This window comes from Psychrobacter sp. (assembly GCF_030454045.1).
Taxonomy (GTDB): domain Bacteria; phylum Pseudomonadota; class Gammaproteobacteria; order Pseudomonadales; family Moraxellaceae; genus Psychrobacter.
The window spans coordinates 1-17,500 of record NZ_JAKDJE010000063.1 but is presented as its reverse complement, the minus strand read 5'-3'; the positions used below and the strand labels follow the sequence as shown (position 1 = coordinate 17,500).

The window sequence follows — 17,500 nt, the reverse complement described above, 5'->3', positions numbered from 1 at the left end:
CTAGGTCTTTTTTTCACCTTGCATTTGGTATTGCACTTCATGTGTTAATCTAAGTATTTTTTGTAGCATCAAAAGACGCAGTCACAGCAAGCAAGAAAAAAACCGTTAAATTGAGCGCATTTGTCATGATGTGTCTTTTCATTGAGCATTGACTATATCGCTTGCCGTTAATTAGCGTTAGCAAAGGCATCTTTGATGGTTGTGAGATCCTGCATCCATTGATAATAACCACCAAACGCTAGGTAAGAGTCTGGGCTCAGATAAACCACTTGCTGCTTGCTCCATGCAGTGCTTTGAGCGACCAGTGGATTGTCCAACACAGCTTTGGCACCGATGCCATCTTCGCCAATGGCGGCACTGCGATCAACGACAAACAGCCAGTCTGGATTGACCTTTTGTATATATTCAAACGATATCGGTTGTCCATGAGAAGCATCGGCAATCTGCTGATCTGCCATTGGTACTTCTAACACATTATGGATAAATCCGTAGCGAGATTTGTCACCGTAGGCCGACAGTTTGTTGCCATTGACCATCACGACCAGACCAGTACCTTTGTCTTTAGTCACGCCTTTTGTGTCATCGATCAGCGTGTCTATGTTTTGTTGTAGCTTGGCGGCCTGATCACTTTTACCGAACAATGCACCCAAATCATGCAAACGCTGCTTACTCGACTCATAGATATCAGCGGTATCAATCGTCATGTCTAGGGTTGGCGCGATGTTTGACAGCTCGTCGTATTTTTCTGCCATGCGCGAGCCGACCAAGATCGCCTGTGGTTGCATGGCATTCAATGTCTCAAGATCTGGCTCAAAGACCGTACCGACCGCTTTTGGTTCAGGCTGGGTTTTTGAGTGCAAATTGTCCAGCAGCAAATTTTCAGGCGCGCCATCAACCGCCACATCTAGCGCCGCCAAATCTTGCATCAAGGTCATATCGTAAACGACAAGCGGAGAAGGGTTTATAGGCAGCGCTACATCGCCTTTGACTGTATTTACCGTGATTCTTTCAGCAGAGACGGCATCATGGTTGGCCACGTTTGACGACTCATTGGCCGTTTGATTGGTGGCTGTCGCATCGGCTGGTTCAGCGGCGTCAGTCTCAGGCGAGCTACAGCCTGTCATGCTGATAGCAGTGACTAGAGCTGTCATCATCAATAATGGACGTTTAGAAATAGGATTAGTACGGCGGTGTGACAATGGGGTAGTAGACATAAGGGACTCGGTATATCAGGATGTTTAAGCAGTCTGTTAATAAGACAACTGCACAGGTAGCACAATAAAAATAGAAAATGATGAGAGCAGCTGAGCAGAGTAATGCTCATATTAAAAGGGTGCCGATAGAGCGCCTGTCAGTTTTACTCTCTAGCCTTATTCTTTTGGGTTGAGCGTTTTATGGTTTGGATGTTTTTATGCGCATCAGTTTTTGATCATGATACGGAAAAACCAAACAGCCGTTATGATAAAGTAGTTGAGACTCATTATCAATAATAATAATGATAATGATTTTTATTGGCGATAAGTATTTATCTAAAAGACTTATTAAAAAAGCGAGCTAAATACGGGCGAGATGGCAGTAATGCTCAATAGTTATAGGACATCTGTCAGAGATAAGAGGCAATGAGTTCACAAAGCAAAGAAAATATTATAAATTATTATTGATAATAGTTATCGTTTGCATTATTATCAACGCCATTCCACCTCGGATAATAAACATTAGGCTGTTATGAGTTCAACGGATTTAGAGACACCACCAACCAGATTGATACTGCTATCTCTTCTCGTAGTAGTAGGGCTGCATGTACTCACCGCAGTCGCCTTGGTGTTGATCAAAACGCCCAAACCACAGCCTGCGCCAAAAGAAAATATCACGCCTGTCGAAATAGAGTTTGTGACGTTACCTGCTAATAATGCAGTAGCGAAAGTAGAAACGAAAGAACCGGTTCAGCAGGTCAAGAAAGTCACTGTCAAAAAAGAAGTGCAACCTGAGCCGCAGGCTAAGCCTGTGCAACAGCCGAAAGCCGCGCTACCCAAAAAGCGTACTGAGACGCCACCCAAAAAGACGATTGATACACCGATAGAGCCAGCGAAGCCTGTGGTGAAAAAAGTATCTGAAACGCCGCCGATTATTAAATCACAAAAAACCTCTCCTGATAGCAGGCAAGTACCTGATTTAAAGCAGACACAACCACAACCCAAGGCCGATACATCAGCGGCTGATGAGCAGCGCAGAGAAGCCGCTGCCCAAGCCAAAAAAGCAGCTCAAGAAGCTGAGGCTAAAGCGCGCCAAGAAGCTGAGGCTAAAGCGGCGCAAGAGGCCAAAAGAGCCGCAGAAGCCAAAGCTGCCAGAGAGGCCCAAGCTGCCAGAGAGGCCCAAGCAAAAGCCGCTCAAGAGGCAGCAGAAGCGGCTGCGCAAGCCAAAGCCGCGGCCGCCAGTAACACGCCGCAGAATTTTACAGCGACCAATGCCGACTGGGCATCTGCGCCACGGTTTAGTTTTCCTAAGCGTGCCGCCCGTAGAGCGCGTTCTGGCGATACGTTCAATGTAGTACTATCGCTGCGCGTCAATAAGCAGGGCGGAATCGATAGCGTAAGCTTAGCAAAGTCCTCAGGCAATCCGGTGTTAGATAAAGAGGCACAGCGCCAAGTACGTTCTGGTAAATTTAAACCATTCACTAATAATAATGGCGTCCCTGTGGTGGGCAATGTGACCCTGCCGATCAGCTATACGGTTCCTTGATGGTTCATATTTTATAACAACATATTTATCAACAATCTTTCATAATAAGAACGGGCATGATACTCACCTCAGTAGCATGTGATGACATAAGACATTAAGGAGTCTGACATGGACTTTATGCAATACTGGCAAATCAGCGACATGGTGACAAAAACATTGTTCTTTTTGTTACTTGCGTTATCTGTTCTCTCTTGGGTGACGGGTATCGTGCGTGTGCTGCAAAGCCGTAAGCTGGCAAATAGCGTGGCAGATGACTTGAGCCAACAGCTACAAGCGCATCAGGCGGATTTGGTTGGTTCTGATGCCACCACTCGCCGTCTGGTGACTGAGCAAACCTTGCTCAAGCATATAGGGCGATATCGTTTTGCCAGCGAGCGCGGTTTACCTGTTCTTGGCACGACAGCCGCCATCGCGCCATTTATTGGCTTGTTCGGGACGGTGTGGGGTATCTTTCATGCATTACATAATATTGGTATGAGTGGACAGGCAGGATTGGGACAAGTGGCAGGCCCCGTTGGTGAAGCGCTGATTATGACGGGATTGGGTATTGCTGTGGCTATTCCAGCCGTGGTGTTTTATAACCTAGCAGTACGTATCAATCGCCGCGTGATGTATCAAGCCAACGATAGATCGCATGACTTGCTGGCAGGGGTCGCTGAGCCAAGAGATACTACGCCCTCATCGATCAATCAGCCCACCAGTGCAGCATCGGTACAGACCACAAAAGCCAGTCCTCCAAACACCATTGATGCGGCAGTAGAGACTCAGCAAAGGAATCAGTACAGTGGCTCTGTGACTGAATAGCGAAAATCTATACCTTTGGCATGACAACAAACACAAGTATTGAGAATAATTATGGCATTTCAACTGGGTGATGATGACGTACGAAGTATGGATGAGATGAACCTCATTCCGCTTATCGATATCATGCTGGTATTGATGATTATCTTTTTATTGACGGCGACGGTATTGAACCCAACGGTGCCTTTAGATTTGCCAAAGACCAGTGCTGAGGTCAATCAGACGCCGCCAGAAGCCATTCAAATTAGCATTGATAAAGATGCGGGTATATTTTGGGACAGTGATCCCATCAGTATGGAGGAGCTAGAAGCGCGTCTGCAAGAACAAGGGGCAATGGGTAAAGACCCTTCCGTACAACTGCGCGCAGATAAAGACGGCAAGTATGACACGGTCGCTCAAGTGTTGGCAGCGGCAAGTCAGGCAGGGCTCACCAAGATTGCCTTTGTCAATGAATAGGAGCGGTAATGAATAGGAGTGGTAATCAGCAATGATTATCACTGATCACAAAAAATCAGCTATAGCAAAAAGTCAGCGAAATAAATGAGCAAGCCGATCAGCAACACGATTGTCATGATAATAATAAGAACGATTAAAATAATAAGATCTCTCCGACCTCAGTGGCGACTCAAACCTTAACTTGAGTGAGTACTGAGGTTTTATTTTTACCATCCATACCCAAATGGACGATAGCCAAAGCCTAAATGTCCGTAGCCGAATGGATAAGGCGCGCGCAGATAGTCCAAATCGCGCTGACGAATATAATAATAACGTCCTTGAGAGTAGGCCTCTTCTAGTTTCTCAATACCTTCTAATGGACACACAGGCTGCCAATCATAGCCCTCACGACCAAGTTTGTAGGCATTCAACTCGGTGCAGTAGTTTTTGAGACCTTGCTGCCGTCCTTGCTCCCACTGTATGCGATTGGGATTTGCGCCGCCAACACTGGCGCAGCTATTGGTATAGTTACCAAAATAAGCACCTGAACGCCCTTGCAGACCATCAGCATAACCGACATCTTGCCAATTACTGCTCTGACATTGCTGCGGGGTCAGGCTCTGAGTGGTGGCACAGCCTGATAGGGTCAGCACGAGCGCACCTAGTAAGGATACGCTTATGCCAGCTTTACTCACGAGTGTAGCGGTCAGTTTGTGAGTATTATCAACGCTTGATGAGTTTGACTTAATACGATAACTCATAATAAACCTGCGCACGTTTAAAATTATGGTTTATCATAGCACTTTTTTACGCCGATCACTTTTTGTATTGGCTTTTTGTCTGTGGTTATGATCTGTCTTATTATGCACGCTAACCGTATGATTTAACAGTATATATAAAAGGTTTGTCGTGAGAGCTATAGCCACTGAATGCGTCAAGTTTGCGTGGTAGTGCTTGATTTTTGTAGGTTCGAGCTCATTATAAGCTTTGCTATATCGTTATCTGTCATGTGAGTAGTAGCCAGTTCAAATGAACTATTTATATGATAGCTGTTCATACAGCCATTATTTTTACTTTGAGCACAGACAGCAGCTATCAACAACCGCAGCAATTGTTCTTAGCTTGTTTAGCATTATTTTTTAGTCAAAAGGCCAGAGCACCATGGGAACATTGATTGTCGTCATCATTGTACTATTTGTATTAGGGAGTATGATGGCGCTCAAACCGAACGGTATCGACCAGCGTTTAGACAAGCTGCGTATGACTGCGCGTCGTTTGCAGCTTAACCCAAAGCTGGTTGCTTGTCCTGATTGGATCAAAGGCCGTGATAATGAATATGGTCGCGGGATGCTTGGGCAGTATTGTCTGATATTAGAAGAGACCAAACTGCCGCACACACGCTACCAAGTGATTGATGGACAATGGCGATCAGACAGCAGTTTTGTTGATACCAGTGTCGATGACAAGATACTGACTATTCCTAGTGCCATTCGTTCAAGTCAGGTTAGTAATAATCCAGCGGTCAAGAAGACCAATTTTAGCTTGGACAAAGCGCCATTAGAGCTGCCAGTGAGTATCGAGCCGTTTGTCAAAGGGCTGATGACTAAGGCCAATAGCATTATCATCTATTGGGAAGACATTGCTTACGTGCGCCCAAACTCTAATCCCACGTATCATCAGCAACGGATTGAGGCAGATCTGTTAGTGCTCAAAGCCAATCTTGAGAAATGGGCGATACAAATACAAAAAGACGTGAAAGGCTAGTAAAGCGCTTTTTTGTCTCCATTAAAGGGCGATATGCAAGTAGTTTTTCACATTCAATTTATTTAAAGTTGACAGTTTAACGCTTAGCAGTGTAACGTCTTTATAACTATATCTTTATTTTATGGTTATAATTTGTTTTATAACCTTTTTTATCAGCAGCTACTATTACTATAAATCGCTGAATCATGGCCAACCCCTGATCATCAGCACCCATAAATTACTCTGCTGCTGACTGTAATGTTACTTTCAATCTACTTATACTTTTAATCACTTATATTATGGTGTCGTCAAATATGGCAAAAACCACAACCAAAAAAACCGCAGCATCAGCTGCTGACAGCCCAAAGGGCAAGTCTTTGGTGATTGTAGAATCACCAGCCAAGGCAAAAACGATTAATAAATATCTTGGCGATGATTTTATCGTACGATCGAGCATCGGTCATGTCCGTGATTTACCAGTTAGTGCAAATAAAAGCGCAAAAAAAGCAACCACGACCAAAAAAGATGACAACCTGACAAAAGAAGAAAAAGCACAGCAAGCACTGGTACGCCGTATGGGCGTAGATCCAGAACACGACTGGGCGGCGGTCTATGAAGTACTACCAAATAAGACAAAAGTCATCAAAGAGCTCAAAGCACTGGCCAAAGACGCTGACAAAATCTATCTGGCAACGGATATGGATAGAGAAGGGGAAGCGATCGCTTGGCATCTAAAAGAAGTTATCGGTGGGCCTGATAGCAAGTATCAACGTGTGGTCTTTAACGAGATTACTAAGTCAGCTATTCAAAGCGCCTTTAAGCAGCCTTCAAAATTAGACATTGACCGCGTGAACGCGCAGCAAGCTCGTCGGTTTTTGGACCGTGTCGTTGGCTTTATGGTATCGCCACTATTATGGCAAAAGATTGCTCGCGGACTATCAGCAGGCCGTGTGCAGTCAGTTGCTATGCGCTTGGTTGTTGAGCGTGAGCATGAAATTCGCGCCTTTATTCCAGAAGAGTATTGGCAGATTCATGCAGATACACATGTCGCTCATGATAAAACCAAAAAAGCCTCAGATGCTGAGCAAATCAGTATACGTCTAGAGGCGATCAAGCAAGGCGGCAAATCGCTAAAGCTTGGCAATAAAGAGCAGACCGATAAAGTCTTAGAGATACTCAAAGCGAGTGACTTTATCGTTAAAGAGCGTGAAGAGAAGCCAACCCAGTCACGTCCAAGTGCGCCTTTTATTACCTCGACTTTGCAACAGGCTGCTAGTACACGCTTGGGATTTTCTGTTAAAAAGACCATGATTTTGGCGCAGCGTCTGTATGAAGCAGGTCATATTACTTATATGCGTACCGACTCGACGTTCTTGTCAGGTGATGCGCTCGCGGCTGTCCGTGGTCATATTGAAGACAGCTATGGCTCAAAATACGTACCAGAAAAGCCAAATTTCTATGGCAATAAGCAAGGCGCACAAGAAGCACATGAAGCGATTCGTCCTTCTAATGTCAACATGAAATCCACGCAGCTAAAAGGCGTTGAGCGTGATGCCATACGTCTATACGAGCTAATCTGGCGTCAGTTTGTGGCGTGTCAGATGTTGCCTGCCAAATATCTATCAGTGAACCTGTTTGTCGGTGCAAGCGATATCGAGCTAAAAGCACGCGGTCGTACCATGGTGTTTGATGGCTACACAAAAGTGATGCCACCAGCTAAGACTGACGATACCTTACTGCCTGATGTCAAAAAAGGCGACAAATTAAACTTAGATAAGCTTGATCCAAGTCAGCACTTTACTAAGCCTGCGCCTCGCTATACTGAAGCAAGCCTAGTCAAAGAGCTTGAGAAAAAAGGTATCGGTCGTCCATCGACTTATGCCTCAATTATCTCGACCATTCAAGATCGTGGTTATGTGAAGCTTGAGAACAAGCGACTATTTGCTGAAAAAATGGGCGATATCGTCACCGATAGATTGACAGCCAGCTTCCCAGACTTGATGGATTATACCTTTACTGCAGCGCTTGAGGACAAGCTCGATCATGTCGCCGAGGGTGAGCAAGATTGGAAAGACGTGCTCGATAATTTCTATGGTGAGTTCAAAACCACCCTTGAGCATGCCAAAGGCAAAGATGGTATGCGTCCGAATGATCCAACCGATGTGCCAGATGTGCATTGCGATATTTGCGATCGTCCGATGCAGCTGCGTACAGGCTCAACAGGCGTATTCTTGGGCTGTACTGGCTATAACTTGCCGCCGAAAGAGCGCTGTAAAGGCACCAAAAATCTAATGCCAGTCGAAGCGTTTGCCAACTTAGATGATGCAGAAGGTGATGACGAAGCGGCAGAAGTCAAAGATTTGATGGAGAAAAAACGCTGTCCGAAATGCGGCACCGCGATGAATGGTTATATCGTCGATGGTGGTCTCAAGCTACACATCTGCGGTAATAACCCTGATTGTGACGGTTATATTCTAGAAGAAGGTAAGTTTGAAGTACCAGGCTCAGATGCGCCAACCATCGACTGTGACAAGTGTGATGGTCAGATGGAGCTAAAGACAGGTCGCTTTGGTCCGTATTTTGCTTGTCAGAAATGCGATAACACCCGCAAGGTGCTAAAAACAGGCGAAGCAGCACCGCCGCGTATGGATCCTATTCATCTACCAGAGCTCAAGTCGACCAAACATGATGATTACTTCATCTTGCGTGAAGGGGCGGCTGGCATGTTCTTAGCGGCTTCTAAATTTCCAAAGGTGCGTGAGACTCGTGCGCCCAAGCTCGCTGAGCTACGTGAAATAAAAGATAAAATGGAAGACAAGTTCCAATATCTGTTTGAGGGACCAGATGAAGATCCAGATGGTAACCCAACTATATTACGTTGGTCACGTAAGAAAAAAGAGCAGTACATCGGCTCTGAGAAGAATGGCAAGGCCACACGTTGGGGTGTGTACTGGCGTAAAGGCGAGTGGGTAGAAGAGTAACTACTTTTCTACCGGTCATAAAAAAACCTCTTAACCATATACAATAGTTAAGAGGTTTTTTATGGCTGATATATATAGTATTAGTTCATCTCGATAATACCGCAAGCAACACGGTCGCCTGATGCGCCTGATGGTTGGCTGGTATAGTCGTCAGCGCCAGCATGTACGATAAAGGCTAGGCGATTCACACTATACTTACCTGCTTCATCAGCCGTGATTTTTTTGTTTACATAGTTGATAGTAGCGACACCATCTTCATTGGCTGTCAGGTTAGGTAGGTCACCTGCATGACCATTCATGTCATCGGGATTAGAGTGTGGTTTGTTGTCAGGATTGAAGTGACCGCCTGCCGCTTTACCCATATCAGCACAGCTACCTGTCTCATGAATATGTAGTGCAACCGTTTGGCCCGGCTGCAAATTCATGAGCTTACCGTAGACTTGTACACCGCCATCGACAGGACGCAGGAACATCTGTCCGACTTCGTTCTTATCACCGCTCACCGCTTTGATGGTTGATTTTAAAGCAGGCTGTGATAAAGGGTTGCCTGTTTGCATTTGGCTTTCTACCGTTTGGCAACCAGTCATGGCTAACGCTGATCCGCATAGTAGGGCACTTGCAAGCATTGTCTTATTCATTATTATCTCCAGTTATTTTATTCATTATTTAGAACGTAGTTAAAGTCACAAATATCTGTATTTATTGTTCTGTTAGAGCGAGTATCGATATTCGTTAACATCATCGTTAGTATAGCCAAGCAAACCCTATAGTTATTCATTAAATGCGCAACAATCGGTTAATAAATGTAAGTAACGTATGGGTTTGAAAAAGCAGATGGCAAAAAAATTAATGACATCAAATGAACGACAGAATGCAATAGATTACATAAAAACACGAATTGGTAATGAACAAGGTGTTAGTAAACTAACGATCAATAAGCATAAAAAAGCCGCCCATCATAGTGATGAGCGGCTTTTATGTTTTAAGCATTAACTAACGAATACTCAATTAGTTGTGTAGCGCTTTGCCTGCCGTTTTATCAACCGTCACTTTTGCAGGCTTAAGCGGTTTTGGTATATCTACCAAAGCAACCTTTAAAATCTCTTCAATCGTCGCAACTGGCTGAATAGTCAAGCCTTCTTTGACATTATCAGGGATGTCGGCCAAATCACGCTCATTACTTTCTGGAATCAAGACATGCTTGATGCCGCCGCGATGCGCTGCCAGTAGCTTCTCTTTGAGACCACCGATACGTAGGATTTTGCCGCGCAAGGTGATCTCACCTGTCATGGCGATATCTGGACGAATGGCAATACCTGTCAAGGCAGAGACCAGTGCAGTCGTCAATGCACCACCAGCAGAAGGACCGTCTTTTGGCGTGGCGCCTTCTGGCATGTGCACATGGATATCTGTGGTTTTGACTGTCTCATAGTCAATGCCAAGACTGTCACCGCGAGCACGCACCACACTCATCGCCGCACGAATCGACTCTTTCATCACATCGCCAAGTGAGCCGGTGAAGCTAAGCTCACCTTTACCTTTCATAGCGACCGCTTCAATAGTAAGCAGCTCGCCGCCCACTTGTGTCCATGCAAGACCAGTGATACGACCAATCTCAGGCTCTTCTTCCGCCAGACCGTAGTCATACTGGTGCACACCTAGATAGTCATCGATGTTCTTGTCATCGACGGTCACTAGCTGACGTTCTGCTTTTTTCGGAGCACGTGCGCCATGAGTCTCAACCGAACCGCGAACGACTTTACGGCAGATTTTATTCACTTCACGCTCAAGGTTACGCACACCTGCTTCACGCGTATAGCTTCGTACGATACTGTGTAGGGCCGCTTCAACAATCTCAATCTCGCCTTCTTTGAGACCGTTATTCTTGATCGCTTTTGGTACGAGGTATTTCTGTGCGATATTGACCTTTTCTTCTTCGGTATAACCCGGCAGACGAATGACTTCCATACGGTCAAGTAGCGCAGGTGGAATATCCATGCTATTGGCAGTACAGATGAACATCACTTGCGACAAATCTAAGTCCATATCTAAATAATGATCGTTAAAGGTGTCGTTCTGTGATGGGTCCAATACTTCGAGCAGTGCTGATGCTGGATCGCCGCGGAAGTCTTGCGCCATCTTATCGATTTCATCTAATAAGAACAGCGGGTTTTTGACTTCTACTTTGGCCAGTGACTGCACGATTTTACCTGGCATCGCACCGATATAAGTACGGCGATGACCACGAATTTCCGCTTCATCACGGACGCCGCCCAGTGCCATACGGACAAACTTACGACCCGTTGCGCGCGCAATCGATTCACCCAACGAGGTTTTACCCACACCTGGAGGACCGACGAGACATAGAATCGGGCCACGCAGTTTTTTCACGCGAGATTGTACGGCGAGATATTCTAAGATGCGGTCTTTGACATCTTGTAAGCCATAGTGATCTTCGTCTAAGACCGTTTTTGCCTTGTCTAGATTGATTGAGACTTTGGTCGTCGCATTCCACGGCGTATCCAAAATCCACTCAATATAGTTACGTACCACTGATGACTCTGATGAAGCAGGCGGCATCATTTTGAGCTTTTTAAACTCTTGCTCTGCTTTTTTGCGCACATCGTCTGGCAAGTCAGCATCTTCTAGACGCTGCTCTAGCTCAGCTACATCATCTTCACCATCGAACGCGCCGTCATTCATATCTGACAGCTCGTTTTTGATCGCTTTCATCTTCTCATTTAAGAAATATTCGCGCTGATTGTCTTCCATCTGCTGACGGACCGCATCTTGAATATCTTGCTCGATATTTTGCTCAGCACTTTGCTTGACCAGATATTCCGTCAAGGTGTTGATATGCGTTTTGATATCATTTTCTTCTAAGAACGACTGTTTAACATCCAAATCCATCGAGACGCGAGTTGAGATAAAGTACACAAGCTCAAGCAAATCATCGATGCGTTTGGCCACGCGAGTTAGCTCACGGGCATTACGCAGACGCGCATCTGCATAGCTCTCAAATAGAGTGGTCAGCGCCTGAATAGTGTTTTTTTGCTGGCTCTCATCCATGGTCACATCAAGATCAGCACGCTCAAATCTCGCCATCAATAAGTCGTCATGACTTTCGATATTGTCGACACTGGCGCGATATTGACCTTCGATGAGTACTTTGATGCAGTTCTCATCGCTGTCATGCGGCATGGTGCTGACGATGCGGCACACGGTACCGTATTGATACAAGTTGTCTTGATTAATGTCTTCGGTCAATGAGTCTTTTTGGGCGACGACCAGTACTTTGTTGCCATACTCAGCCTGCGCCAGCTCAACGGCTTTCACCGATGGCGCGCGTCCCACAAATAAGGCAATCTGCATGTGCGGATAGACAACCACATCTCGCAATGCCAAGAGTGGCAGGTAGTTTTCAGGTTGGTTGTCGTTTACGTCTTTATTATTAGAGTCAGTGTTATCAAGATCAGTGTCTGTCTCATTGGTTGACGCCGCTTTTTGTGCTGCATTCGACAAGGTCTCTGCCTCATTGTTGTCTGTAGCAGTAGATGAAACGTCGACATCAATGTCGATATTGTCTTGGGTAATTTTATGTTCACTCATGTATTTTTCCTCTTTCCCCAGACTTGTAAAGTCAAGTTCGTGGTTCATGTCTAGATAAATGGTGTCCGCATATAAAATTGCAAGTCTCATTGGCAAAGATGCACAGTTATCTTTGTTAAATAGTGCGACAAACGCCGACGTTTCAATGCGGTTATTGGATTAAAAAGTTGGATTAAAAATGCTGTGTCTGGATTAAATAAGTAAAATCTCACCATTAGATAGCGAGAGCGTGTGTGAGATGCGGGTGTCTAATCGGTTCTATGCATGGGCTTTATACCCAAAATAAGGTAAACTGACGCGCGTCTAAAAACGCGTCTGAGAAACGAGCCGACATTAAGACGTTTTAGACAGCACAGCGATATTCATTAGTGTCAATATTCATCGGTCTCAATGGGACCAAGCTATAAAGAGCAAGGGGCAATACATGGCCATCAATGCGGTACTGCTGGCAGTTATTATTATGCTAGGACTGTCACTTTCGCGCGTGCACGTGGTGCTCAGTTTATTAATCGGGGCGCTGGCAGGTGGTCTGTTAGCGGGTCTGGGTATTACCGATACGCTCAATGCCTTCCAAGAAGGTATCCGTAATGGCGCACAGATTGCGCTATCGTATGCCTTGCTAGGGGCGTTTGCCGTGGCGATCGCGCACTCGGGATTGCCGCAGTCATTGGCAGGGGCGGTGATTAGACGCATTGATGCCGCGGGCACGAGTGGTATGATCAAATATATGCTGTTTGCAGGCCTCATTACCATGAGCTGCTTTAGTCAAAACCTAATCCCCATTCATATTGCCTTTATTCCACTGCTGGTACCGCCACTGCTTTTGGCGTTCAACCGTATGCAGATTGATAGACGCCTGATTGCCTGTCTGATTACCTTTGGACTGGTCACCACCTATATGTTTATACCGTATGGGTTCGGTGATATTTACCTCAATCAAATTATGCTAAAAAACGTCGGTGAAGCGGGCATTGATGTTGCCAATATTTCTGTGGTGAAAGCCATGGCAATTCCTGCGCTTGGCATGCTCATTGGTCTGCTGGTCGCGGTATTTATAAGCTACCGTAAGCCGCGCGAGTATCAGCAGATTGCGATAGACCAGCAAGCGCATGATGCCGTCGTAGAAGGCGATGCATTAAGCAAAACTGCTGCTGGCGCACAGTCGCAAAGCAAGCTAAAGACATTGGTTGCACTGGCTGCTATCGTTACGGCTTTTGTGGTGCAGCTATATACTGATTCGCTACTACTTGGCTCGATGTTTGGCTTCGGTGTGTTTATGGCGACAGGCGTGGTCAAGTGGCATGAGGCTGATGGTGTCTTTAATGACGGTATCAAGCTGATGGCGATGATTGGCTTTATCATGATTACGGCGCAAGGTTTTGCTGAAGTCATGAAAGCCACAGAGCAGATTCAGCCACTCGTTGATGGGGCGGCGTCACTGTTCGGTGGTAATAAAGCGATGGCAGCATTTATCATGCTCTTGATTGGTTTGATTGTGACCATGGGTATCGGCTCGTCCTTCTCGACCATTCCTATTTTGGCCGCGATCTATGTGCCGCTATGTATCTCTTTAGGGTTTTCGCCATTAGCAACCGTTGCAATTATCGGTACAGCTGGCGCGCTGGGTGATGCTGGTTCGCCTGCGTCAGATTCGACATTGGGGCCAACCTCTGGTCTCAACATCGATGGACAGCATGACCATATCAAAGACAGTGTGGTGCCAACATTTATTCATTACAATATTCCGCTACTGGCGTTTGGTTGGATAGCGGCGATGGTGCTATAAGCAGTTCAGTCAGCCCTTTAACTCAATCCAAGTACCCAACAAAAAAGACGCTTATCGGTAAGCGTCTTTTTTACATTAGTCATAGGACTGTTAAAATAATTAAATCAGACCGTTATTTTGAGTACCTATACCTTGCTTTATACTTTGTGTATGCTTGCCGAGCAGATATATAAAAAACAGTTGCATAACTGGATCATAGACTTGATCGAGCTTTAAATCTCCATTGATATAGTCTAAAGCTGTTAGCACAAGTAAAGCCACTAGTATGAATAATACAAAATGAGAAATAGGAATCAGGTAATGTGCAAGGGGCTTATTATCAGACGATTTCGTCCGCCGTATTTCAATATAGGCAGTAAGCGCTAAGGTATAAAATACGGCTAAATTAAATAAAGAATCTCTGAGCGTAGAAAGATCAAAGCCGTTGTAATCATAAATATAAGCCGCAGGCGTGGCCAGTAGTAATAGCACGAACAGATAAAAACAAACTTGTAGCGAAGCGGGCGACATAAACTCTTTTTTTACTTTGTCCACGATCAACGACCTATACTGTAATGATAATTATTTGCGATAAGTGTAGCTTATAATTATTGTAGAAACAATAGTTTGGTATTAAGAAGAATAATACATGCCAAAACCTTCGTTTATTATCGTATTTCTACTACTCGCATTCTGTTCATGTTAAAAATATTATTCGTCAAAATCTTTTAATTCCTCGCTCAGTCCTTGCAAAAACGCATCACTTTGCGCGAGCAGTTTATTTAGACGATCTTCATTGACGAGCCGTGTCATTTCATCAGCGCTAAAGGGTTGCTCTTGACTGTAGTAACGTTGCTCCCTAGCGTCCTCATTGCCTAATGTTTGCAAATATTCATCCACACTGTCTGCACTGGAATCAGCAGCGCTAGAGTCTTTTTCAAATTGTTTATCGTCTTTCATTAAAACCACCTTATGCCGTTTGGCGTAATTAAGCCATCTAATGGCACATCCCACGGCTGACGCGCTAATTGTTCAACCACTTGAAAGTCATAACACCAGCCAATTTTTAATGGTTTCTTGACCCCTGAGCGATAGCTTTTGCCAAGCGTCGTATCATAAAAACCGCCACCCATGCCCATACGATTACCGTGTTTATCTACCGCGACTAAAGGACAGATAATAACGTCTAATTCTGACGCCCATAACAGAGCGCGGCTATGATTTTGTTTCATGCCGAGCTGATGAATGCGAGTGGGGAGGTTGATTAGTTTTGAGTGGTAAACAGGTACGAAGCGCAATCGTTTATCATCACTGCCGAGCGAACCAACCACGGGTAAATAAGGAGAATAGCCTAAGCGTTTGCACCAATCAAGCAGTGGCTGAGTAGGCAGCTCACCAAAGCCATCGTAATACAGCCCGATACGCGCACGTTTTGGCAAGCGCTGCTGTAGTTTGCTCAAATGTAAGCTCGCTGCTTGCGCCAAATTTCTACGAGCGCCCTCACTTAACTGGCGACGCTGGCGGGTGAAGTGCCGTCTAGGTGGATTACTTAGCGTGGGTTCTTGTGAGTTAAGCGTTTTTGGCTCAGCGGGTATTATTTCAGAGTGCATAAGTAGACTATCCAATGAGATATCAGAGTGATTAGGGTCGCTTTTAGACATTCTTTTTTAGGCATTGACCAAGGCGATTTGTGAATATTCAACGCGTCCTAGTCATGCTATCATAACGCCACTTTATATCGTATTCTCCTTTATGTGCAGCAAATGTTGCATTTTTTAGAGCAGTCATAAAACAACAAACCAGTAAAGAGGGTAGTTATGTCGACACAGAATCAGGCAACACGACTTGAGAAAGACACAATGGGTAACGTAGAAGTCCCAGCTGATGCCTATTGGGGCGCGCAAACTCAGCGTAGCCGTGAAAACTTCAAAATCGGTGGCGAGACGTTGCCGCGTCCAATGATTGAAGCGATGGCACTGGTCAAAAAAGCCGCTGCGATTACCAACGCAAGCCTAGAGCGTTTAGATGCCGACAAGCGTGATCTAATCGTACAAGCCGCTGACGAAATCATCAATGGTGGTCTGGTCGATCAGTTCCCATTGGTCGTATGGCAGACAGGTTCTGGCACACAGTCAAACATGAACATGAACGAAGTATTGGCCAACCGTGCCAACGAAATCGCCGGTTCTGAGCGTGGCAGCTACACGCCAATTCACCCAAATGACCATGTCAACCATGCACAGTCTACCAACGACAGCTTCCCAACGGCGATTCGTGTGGCAGCTGCTCGTCAGATCAACAGCTTGTTAATTCCAGCGGTAAAAGCACTACGCGATACGCTAGCGGCAAAAGCCAAAGAGTTTGATAGCATCGTAAAAATTGGTCGTACGCATTTACAAGATGCCACGCCATTGACCCTAGGCCAAGAATTCAGCGGCTATGTGAGCCAACTTGACCACGCGTTAGTACGTATCGACAACGCGCTACAAGGTCTATATGAGTTGCCACTAGGCGGCACTGCGGTTGGTACTGGTCTAAACGCCCATCCTGACTATGCAGTAAAAGCAGCTGAGCAACTATCAACTTTGACTGGCTTGCCGTTTGTCACGTCACCGAATAAATTCGAAGCACTAGCCGCTCGTGATGCCGAAGTATTTGCCTCAGGCGCACTAAAAACGCTAGCGGGCAGCTTAAATAAAATCGCTAATGATGTTCGTTGGTTGGCATCAGGTCCTCGTTGTGGTTTGGGTGAGTTGACGATTCCTGAAAATGAGCCAGGCTCTTCTATCATGCCGGGTAAAGTAAACCCAACGCAGTCAGAAGCAATGACTATGGTTGTCGCTCAAGTCATGGGTAACGACACGACTATCAGCATGGCTGGCGCATCAGGTAACTTTGAGCTAAACGTGTATAAGCCAGTGATCGCCTTTAACTTATTGCAATCTATCAAACTGCTTGGCGATGCTTGCAACAGCTTTAATGAGAACTGTGCCGTTGGTATCGAGCCAGTAAAAGAAAAAATCGATGACTTCTTGCATAACTCATTGATGCTAGTGACGTCATTAAACCGTCATGTTGGTTATGAAAATGCTGCGAAAATTGCTAAGACGGCTTATAAAGAAAACAAAACGTTGAAGCAAGTGGCGGTTGAGTTAGAGCTATTAACTGAAGCGCAGTTTGATGAGTGGGTCATTCCTGCTGATATGGTACATCCTAAGTAAGCAGTAGGCCAAATAATGACCTGCTACGGCGTCAGACTCGCTTAATGTACGATAAGTACTATTTGCACTCGTCTTTCTGATAGCAGCAGCATATTTGTTCCACTGAGAGCTTCGAAATAAAAAAGACCTTGTCATGTTATGTGGCAAGGTCTTTGAGACCATCCCGAATTCTGTGTAACTGCCGTTTAGATTAAATGCTTGCTGAT

General features: G+C 45.4%; 14 protein-coding genes. 7 read left to right on the top strand and 7 right to left on the bottom strand.

The annotated features are described in order from the left end of the window. Nucleotides 1–167 precede the first annotated feature (167 nt). The gene (locus L0G63_RS10765) at nt 168–1,214 is read right to left on the bottom strand and encodes a siderophore ABC transporter substrate-binding protein (protein ID WP_301450651.1); all 1,047 of its coding nucleotides are present in this window, start codon (nt 1,212–1,214) and stop codon (nt 168–170) included. A gap of 511 nt (nt 1,215–1,725) precedes the next feature. Here L0G63_RS10765 and L0G63_RS10760 point away from each other — a divergent pair. The 3 genes from L0G63_RS10760 to L0G63_RS10750 all read left to right on the top strand — a co-directional run bounded on the left by L0G63_RS10760 (nt 1,726) and on the right by L0G63_RS10750 (nt 3,996). After that, nucleotides 1,726–2,739, top strand: coding sequence for a TonB family protein (locus L0G63_RS10760; RefSeq protein WP_301450650.1), 1,014 nt, complete (start codon nt 1,726–1,728; stop codon nt 2,737–2,739). A gap of 108 nt (nt 2,740–2,847) precedes the next feature. Beyond that, nucleotides 2,848–3,543, top strand: coding sequence for a MotA/TolQ/ExbB proton channel family protein (locus tag L0G63_RS10755; protein ID WP_301450649.1), 696 nt, complete (start codon nt 2,848–2,850; stop codon nt 3,541–3,543). Nucleotides 3,544–3,594: 51 nt separating this feature from the next. Beyond that, on the top strand, nt 3,595–3,996 hold the full coding sequence (locus L0G63_RS10750; protein WP_301450648.1) for a biopolymer transporter ExbD: 402 nt from the start codon (nt 3,595–3,597) through the stop codon (nt 3,994–3,996). A 206-nt stretch (nt 3,997–4,202) separates the two neighbouring features. On the opposite strand, the gene L0G63_RS10745 is transcribed toward L0G63_RS10750, so the two are convergent. After that, nucleotides 4,203–4,736, bottom strand: coding sequence for a DUF2799 domain-containing protein (locus L0G63_RS10745; RefSeq protein ID WP_301450647.1), 534 nt, complete (start codon nt 4,734–4,736; stop codon nt 4,203–4,205). A 400-nt stretch (nt 4,737–5,136) separates the two neighbouring features. On the opposite strand from L0G63_RS10745, the gene L0G63_RS10740 reads away from it, so the two are divergent. Beyond that, nucleotides 5,137–5,739 (top strand): hypothetical protein, encoded by a 603-nt coding sequence (locus tag L0G63_RS10740; protein WP_301450646.1) that lies wholly within the window; start codon nt 5,137–5,139, stop codon nt 5,737–5,739. 293 nt (nt 5,740–6,032) lie between these two features. Continuing rightward, entirely contained in the window at nt 6,033–8,699 is a 2,667-nt protein-coding gene (gene topA / locus L0G63_RS10735) for a type I DNA topoisomerase (protein WP_301450645.1), read from the top strand. Between the two features lie 80 nt (nt 8,700–8,779). Here topA and L0G63_RS10730 read toward each other — a convergent pair whose 3' ends face one another. Both L0G63_RS10730 and lon read right to left on the bottom strand, forming a co-directional pair. Next, a complete protein-coding gene (locus tag L0G63_RS10730; RefSeq protein ID WP_301450644.1) occupies nt 8,780–9,337 on the bottom strand; it encodes a superoxide dismutase family protein in 558 nt (185 codons plus the stop codon). Between the two features lie 370 nt (nt 9,338–9,707). After that, nucleotides 9,708–12,308, bottom strand: a complete 2,601-nt coding sequence (gene lon, locus L0G63_RS10725; RefSeq protein ID WP_301450643.1) for an endopeptidase La — start codon at nt 12,306–12,308, stop codon at nt 9,708–9,710. Between the two features lie 424 nt (nt 12,309–12,732). On the opposite strand from lon, the gene L0G63_RS10720 reads away from it, so the two are divergent. Then, nucleotides 12,733–14,094: a Na+/H+ antiporter family protein gene (locus L0G63_RS10720; RefSeq protein ID WP_301450642.1), complete on the top strand. Its 1,362-nt coding sequence runs from the start codon at nt 12,733–12,735 to the stop codon at nt 14,092–14,094. 99 nt (nt 14,095–14,193) lie between these two features. Here L0G63_RS10720 and L0G63_RS10715 read toward each other — a convergent pair whose 3' ends face one another. The 3 genes from L0G63_RS10715 to L0G63_RS10705 form a co-directional block, all read right to left on the bottom strand. Beyond that, nucleotides 14,194–14,628, bottom strand: a complete 435-nt coding sequence (locus L0G63_RS10715; protein WP_301450641.1) for a hypothetical protein — start codon at nt 14,626–14,628, stop codon at nt 14,194–14,196. Between the two features lie 156 nt (nt 14,629–14,784). After that, the gene (locus L0G63_RS10710) at nt 14,785–15,033 is read right to left on the bottom strand and encodes a hypothetical protein (protein ID WP_301450640.1); all 249 of its coding nucleotides are present in this window, start codon (nt 15,031–15,033) and stop codon (nt 14,785–14,787) included. After that, nucleotides 15,033–15,683 carry a 5-formyltetrahydrofolate cyclo-ligase gene (locus L0G63_RS10705; protein ID WP_301450639.1) on the bottom strand — a complete coding sequence of 217 codons (651 nt, stop codon included), beginning with the start codon at nt 15,681–15,683 and terminating at the stop codon, nt 15,033–15,035. Before L0G63_RS10705 ends, L0G63_RS10710 begins: the two co-directional genes overlap by 1 nt. A 207-nt stretch (nt 15,684–15,890) precedes the next feature. Between L0G63_RS10705 and fumC the strand changes: the two genes are divergently transcribed. Continuing rightward, a complete protein-coding gene (fumC, locus tag L0G63_RS10700) occupies nt 15,891–17,294 on the top strand; it encodes a class II fumarate hydratase (protein ID WP_301450638.1) in 1,404 nt (467 codons plus the stop codon). Nucleotides 17,295–17,500 lie beyond the last annotated feature (206 nt).